General features: G+C 74.0%; 6 protein-coding genes. All 6 read right to left on the bottom strand.

Annotated elements, in window-relative coordinates:
• On the bottom strand, nt 1-1,116 hold a 1,116-nt coding region (locus ACWEVO_RS26505; RefSeq protein WP_452310221.1), incomplete at its 3' end, for an arginase family protein.
• Nucleotides 1,117-1,182: 66 nt separating this feature from the next.
• Nucleotides 1,183-2,094, bottom strand: coding sequence for a tetratricopeptide repeat protein (locus ACWEVO_RS26500; RefSeq protein ID WP_452310220.1), 912 nt, complete (start codon nt 2,092-2,094; stop codon nt 1,183-1,185).
• A 196-nt stretch (nt 2,095-2,290) separates the two neighbouring features.
• Nucleotides 2,291-3,979, bottom strand: a complete 1,689-nt coding sequence (locus ACWEVO_RS26495; protein WP_452310219.1) for an acyl-CoA mutase large subunit family protein — start codon at nt 3,977-3,979, stop codon at nt 2,291-2,293.
• 96 nt (nt 3,980-4,075) lie between these two features.
• Nucleotides 4,076-4,489, bottom strand: coding sequence for an Asp23/Gls24 family envelope stress response protein (locus ACWEVO_RS26490; RefSeq protein WP_452310218.1), 414 nt, complete (start codon nt 4,487-4,489; stop codon nt 4,076-4,078).
• Nucleotides 4,490-4,574: 85 nt separating this feature from the next.
• On the bottom strand, nt 4,575-5,303 hold the full coding sequence (locus tag ACWEVO_RS26485) for a hypothetical protein (protein ID WP_452310217.1): 729 nt from the start codon (nt 5,301-5,303) through the stop codon (nt 4,575-4,577).
• A 164-nt stretch (nt 5,304-5,467) separates the two neighbouring features.
• Nucleotides 5,468-6,427, bottom strand: a 960-nt coding sequence (meaB, locus tag ACWEVO_RS26480; protein WP_452310216.1) for a methylmalonyl Co-A mutase-associated GTPase MeaB, incomplete at its 5' end; no start/stop codon positions are given.

Genomic DNA, 6,427 nt, shown 5'->3' with positions numbered 1-6,427 from the left:
CTCGGCGGCCGACGGCTGGTCATCGTGGGTGGCACCGTCCGGCGCGTCGACCGGGACCGGGTCCGGGTCGGGTCCGATCGGCTCCACGGCGACCGCGGGAGCCGGCACGGGCGGGACGGGGCGCTCGGCAAGCCGCCCGTTGCCCGGGCGGGGCGCCGGAGCGACCGGGCCGGCCGGCAGCAGCCGGGGCGGCACCGCGCTCGGCGCGGAGACCGGGGCGAGCCCGGCCACCACGGTGTTGACGATCTCGGCCGCGTACGATCCGTCGGCGTCGTAGTCAGGGTCGAAGACGGTCAGCTCGACCCCCAGGCAGTGCGGGGTGTCGACCAGGCCGGCGAGCAGGATCTCCAGCTCGGCGAAGGCGATCCCGCCCGGGTCGGGCGCGTCCACGGCGGGCATCACCGCCGGGTCAAGCACGTCCACGTCGACGTGCACCCAGTAGCCGGCGCAGTCCGCCAACTGCTCGTGCGCCCACTGGGCGGTGCGGGCCGCCCCCTCGGCGCGCAGCGCCGGCACCGGTCGGGTGGTGATGCCGGCGGCCTGGAGGTCCAGCCGGTACTCGTCCTGCGCCCGGATGCCGAGCACCACCACGTCGATGTCGCGGAAGTAGGGGCGCCGCCCCTCGATGGCCGCCAGGTCGGCCTGCCCCCGGCCGGTGACCAGGGCGAGGTCCTCCCCCGCCGCCGCGCCCACGTACGAGGCGTTGCCGGGGTGCCGGAAGTCGGAGTGGCCGTCCACGAACACCAGACCGATCCGGCCGCCGACCGCCTCGCCGAGCCGGTGCATGGCCAGCGCCGAGCCGAGCAGCACCGAGCAGTCTCCGCCCAGCACCAGTGGGAACTCACCCCGATCGATGATCGCGCCGATCCGGTCGGCCAGCGCCACCGAATAGCCCGAGATCTCCCGGGCGTGGCACACGCCGTCGCCGGGGCGCCAGTCGCCGGGGTCGTACCGGGGCGGGGTGAGGCAGCCGGCGTCGCGGGCCCGCAGCCGGGCGAGCAGCCCGTGGTCGCGCAGGGCGCCGGGCGCCTTGGCGCAGCCCGGGACGGAGGTCGACGTCGGCGGGCGCAGGCCGAGGTTGGTCGGCGCGTCGAGGACGGCGATCCGGCGCATCATGGGCTCCCGTCCTCGATGGTGGGGCGGGCCGGCCGGTACGCCGGCCCGCGCTGGCGTGCTACGAACCTAGAACAACGCGCTGGCCAGGGCCCGTCGGGCGGATGCCACGGCGGGGTCCTCCGGGCCGGCGATGGTGAACAGCGAGACGAGGTGCTGGCGGGCCTTCTCCCGGTCGTCCCCGGCGGTCCGCCGGACCAGCCCGACGAGGCGCGCGTACGCCTGCTCGGCCAGGCCGCTGAGCACCTCGATGTCGGCGGCGAGGAGCTGGGCCTCGACGTCGTCGGGGGCCTGCTCGGCGGCGGCGAGCGCGGCCCGCGGGTCGGCCCCGGCCACCCGGCGGGCGACCCCGACCTGGGCCAGGCCCGCCTCGGCCGCAGCGTCCGCCGGGCTCTCGGCCAGGATCTTCCGGTACGCCGCCTCGGCGGCGTCCAGGTCGCCGGACATCAGCGCGTCGTCGGCCTCGTCGAGCCGCGGGTCCTCGGGCTCGGCGACGGTCACGCCGCCGGCCTTCAGCACGGCCTGGATCCACTGCCGGAGCTGCGCCTCGGGCACCACCCCGGAGAAGGCGTCGATCGGCTGCCCGCCGACCACCGCGTAGACCATCGGGATGCCCTGGACCCGGAACATCTGGGCGAGCCGCGGGTTGGCGTCCACATCGATCCGGGCGAGCACCCAGGCGCCGTTGCCCTCGGCGGCCAGCCGCTCCAGCACCGGCGACAGCTGCTTGCAGGGCTCGCACCACTCGGCCCAGAAATCCACCACGACCGGCGTGGTCAGCGACCGCTCCAGCACCTCGGACTGGAAGGTCGCCTCGGTCACGTCGATCACGGCCACGCCGCCGCCTGCGGCGGGACCGCCGGCGGGCGGGCCGGCCTGGGCCGGGGTGGCGGGACGGGAGGGTTCGGGGGTGCCGCGCAGCGCGCTGAGGTCGACCGCGCCGCGGGTGAAGATCGACGAGGTGATCCGTGGGTCGCTCATGGTTATCTAGTCTCGCACGTGTCCCGCCGAACTCAGATCAACCGCGACGGCGGTAGTTGCAACTCTCACCCCTGCTCGCCCCACCCCCACCCCGGCGCGCGATCTTGCACTTGCGGCCCCGGCAGATGCGGCACATGCCGCGCCGGGCGGACCCGAAGTGCAAGATCGGCGTGCGGAGGGGGTGGGGTGGCGTGGGTCAGAAGCGGGCGGGTTCGCGGTAGACGCCCCACTCGGCGCGGAGGGCGTCGCAGATCTCGCCGAGGGTGGCCTCGGCGCGGACGGCGTCCAGCATGGCCGGGATCATGTTCTCGCCGGTCCGGGCGACGTCGACCATGTGCTGGACGGCGGCCTTGACTGCGGCGTCGTCGCGGGCCGACTTGCGCTCGGCCAGCACCCGGCGCTGCTCCAGCTCGACCTCGTGCGAGATGCGCAGGATCTCCAGGTCCTTGGCGACCGTACCGGTGTGGCAGTTGACCCCGACGATCCGCTTGTCGCCCTTCTCCAGCGCCTGCTGGTAGACGAAGGCCGACTCGGCGATGTGGCCGGTGAACCAGCCGTCCTCGATGCCGCGCAGGATGCCGGAGGTCATCGGACCGATCTTGTGCGGTCCGTCGCCGCCGAGCTGCCGGATCCGCGCGAAGATCTCCTCCGCCTCGGCCTCGATCCGGTCGGTGAGGGCCTCCACGTACCAGGCGCCGCCGAGCGGGTCGGCCACGTTGGTCACCCCGGTCTCCTCCATCAGCACCTGCTGGGTACGCAGGGCGATCTCGGCCGACTCGTCGGTGGGCAGGGCCAGGGTCTCGTCGAGGGCGTTGGTGTGCAGCGAGTTGGTGCCGCCGAGCACCGCCGCGAGGGCCTCCACCGCGGTCCGGACCACGTTGTTGACCGGCTGCTGGGCGGTCAGCGACACCCCGGCGGTCTGGGTGTGGAACTTCAGCCAGAGCGCCTTCTCGCTGGTGGCACCGTACACGTCGCGCAGCCAGCGGGCCCAGATCCGGCGGGCGGCCCGGAACTTGGCGATCTCCTCGAAGAAGTCCACGTGCGAGTCGAAGAAGAAGCTCAGGCCCGGGGCGAACACGTTGACGTCCAGGCCGCGGGAGAGCCCCAGCTCGACGTAGCCGAACCCGTCGGCGAGGGTGTACGCCAGCTCCTGCGCGGCCGTCGCGCCGGCCTCCCGGATGTGGTAGCCGGAGACCGAGAGCGGCTTGTACTTCGGGATCTCCCGCGCGCAGTACTCCATCAGGTCGCCGATCAGGCGCAGGTGCGGCTCCGGGTCGAAGAGCCACTCCTTCTGCGCGATGTACTCCTTGAAGATGTCCGTCTGGAGCGTGCCGTCCAGCGTGGACAGATCGGCGCCCTGCCGCTCGGCGGCGACCAGGTACATGCAGAAGACCGGCACGGCCGGGCCGGAGATGGTCATCGAGGTGGTCACGCCGGCCAGGTCGATGCCGTCGAAGAGCACCTCCATGTCGGCGGCGGAGTCGATGGCCACGCCGCAGTGGCCGACCTCACCGAGCGACTGCGGGTCGTCCGAGTCGCGACCCATCAGGGTCGGCATGTCGAAGGCCACGGAGAGCCCGCCGCCGCCGGCGCCGAGGATCATCTTGTAGCGCTCGTTGGTCTGCTGGGCGTTGCCGAACCCGGCGAACTGCCGGATGGTCCAGGTCCGCCCGCGGTAGCCGGTCGGGTAGAGCCCCCGGGTGTACGGGAACTCGCCCGGCCAGCCGATCCGGTCGAAACCCGGGTACGCCACACCCTCCGGCGGGCCGTAGACCGGGTCGACGGTCATGCCGGAGAGCGTGGTGAAGTCCGCGTCCCGCTTGCGGGCGGCGTCGTAGCGGGCCTGCCAGCGGGCCCGACCGGCGGCGATCTCGTCGGCGTCCATGCGCGGAGCTCCTCCTCGAGTCCTCGACTGAAGACCGAGTGTAGAACGGGTGCCTGAACGATCGCTAAGGATGTGCGTACCGGCCGGTAACCTGGCTCAGGCGGAGGGCACCGCCGGCCCGCCCAGCGCCACGTCGTCAACCCGGATGTTGATCTCGTCGACCCGCAGCCCGTACGCCTCGACCGCCGCCGTCACCGCCGACCGTACCGCGTCGGTCACCTCGGGCACCGGCCGGCCGCCGTCGATCACGATGACCAGGTTGACCACCGCCGCGCCGTTGGTGACGTGGGCCGAGCAGCCGCGCCGGGCGTCGCCCACCTGGTCCAGGCCGACCCGGTCCAGCAGCGCGTTGAAGAAGCGGGCCACGTCGCCGCCGAGCTCGGCCACCCCGGACACCGACTTCGCGGCGGCCACCGCGATCTTCTCCACCACCTCGTCGGAGACGTGGGTCGTCCCGCCCGCCACCGCGTCCGGCAGCACCGACAGCTCCTGGGTCGCCTCGTCAGCCATGCTCTCCCCACCAGGTTCGTCCGGCCCCACGCGCTCGGTGAGGCGGTGCGAGCGTACTAGTCCGCAGGCGTCCCGAGTGGACGGGTCAGCCACCGGTCCGGCCCTCGGCGATCCGCCGTACCGCCTCCGGGGTGCCCAGTTCGTCCCGCAGCTCCGGATGGGCCAGATAGAACGCCAGGGTCCGGCGCACCACCTCCGGGTCGGCGGCCAGCCAGTAGGTGCGGACCACCAGGAAGGGGAGGAACTCCAGCTCGCCGGTGTCGAACCGGCCGGTGTACCGACGCAGCACGCTCTGCGGCGACGGGTCCGCCTTCACCACGAGCGCCCAGGTGCCCAGGCGCCAGGTCTCGACGCCCCGGACGGCGTCCCACGGAACCGCGTAGAAGCTGGTCAGGCCGCGGTGCGCGAGGCCGTCCGGGGAGAGCAGCAGGCCGCCGGGGGCGCGCCGCAGCATCGCCACCAGGTACCAGCCGAGCAGGGCCGCCACGGCGACCATGACCACCCCGAGCACGGCCCCGGTCGCCGCTCCGACGCAGAGCATGACCAGGACACAGCTCGCCGCCAGCAGGCTGAACAAGCAGTACGCCGAGATGGAGTAGCCGAACCGCACGGCCCGGCCGTCGCCGCCCGGCCACGGCGCCAGCGCCACCGTCGCGCCGGAGCCGCGGCGGGCGGCGACGACGAGGAAGCCGGACGCGGAGCCCAGCACCAGGGCCAGGACCGCCCCGCCGATGGCCCGCATCCAGTCACCGTCGGGCACCCCCGCCACCGCCCAGACCAGCGCGAGCAGCGCCAGGACGGTGAGCAGAGCCATCGCCAGGAGCGTCGACGGTGACAGCCGCCGACCGGACCAGGCGGCCGGCTCCGATGTCGGGTTTCGCCCCGCCGTGCCCTCGTCCGCGTCCACCCGCCACCCCCGCCGTCCGGCTGCGGGTGGCAATGTGCCCGGCGGACAGGAGCGTCAATCCCGCCGACGGGTCAGGCGCCCAGCTGCTCCAGCAGTTCGGTGGCGGCCGCGTACGGGTCGATCGCCCCCTCGGCCACCTTGGCGGCGAGCGTCGGGAGTTGCGTACCGTCGCGCAGCGAGCCGATCCGGTCCCGGAGGGTGCCCAGCGCGATCGCCTCGATCTCGGCGGCGGCCCGGGCCTCCCGCCGGCGGCGCAGCTCGCCGTTCCGCTCCAGCCAGCCGCGGTGCTTGTCGATGGCGGCGGCGATGTCGTCGATGCCCTCACCACGCGCGGCGATGGCCCGCACGACCTGTGGCCGCCACTCCCCCGGGCCGCGCTCGCCGAGCGCGATCATGCCCTGGATGTCCCGGACGGTGGCGTCGGCACCGTCCCGGTCGGCCTTGTTGACCACGAAGACGTCGGCGATCTCCAGGATGCCGGCCTTGACGGCCTGGATCGCGTCGCCCATGCCAGGGGCGAGCAGCACCAGCGTGGTGTCGGCCAGCGAGGCCACCTCGACCTCGGCCTGCCCCACCCCGACGGTCTCCACCAGCACCACGTCGCAGCCCGCGCCCTCCAGCACGCGTACCGCCTGGGGGGTCGCGGCGGAGAGGCCACCGAGGTGGCCCCGGCTGGACATCGAGCGGATGTAGACGCCCGGGTCGGTGGCGTGGTCCTGCATCCGGACCCGGTCGCCGAGGATCGCCCCGCCGGTGAACGGGCTGGACGGGTCGATGGCCAGCACCCCGACCCGGTGGCCGCGCGCCCGCAGCGCCCGGACCAGCTCGTTGGTGGTGGTCGACTTGCCGACCCCGGGGGAGCCGGTCAGCCCGACCACCTGGGCGTGCCCGGCGTACGGCGCGAGGGCCGCCGCCACCTGCGGCAGCACCTCGTCGCCGGACTCGACCAGGGTGATCAGCCGGGCCACCGCGCGCGGGTCACCCACGCGGGCCCGTTCGACCAGCAGGGGTACGTCCCGGCTGCGGCGCAC

It is taken from the genome of Micromonospora sp. NPDC003776, from assembly GCF_053605645.1.
This window is presented reverse-complemented; position numbering and strand designations above follow the sequence as displayed.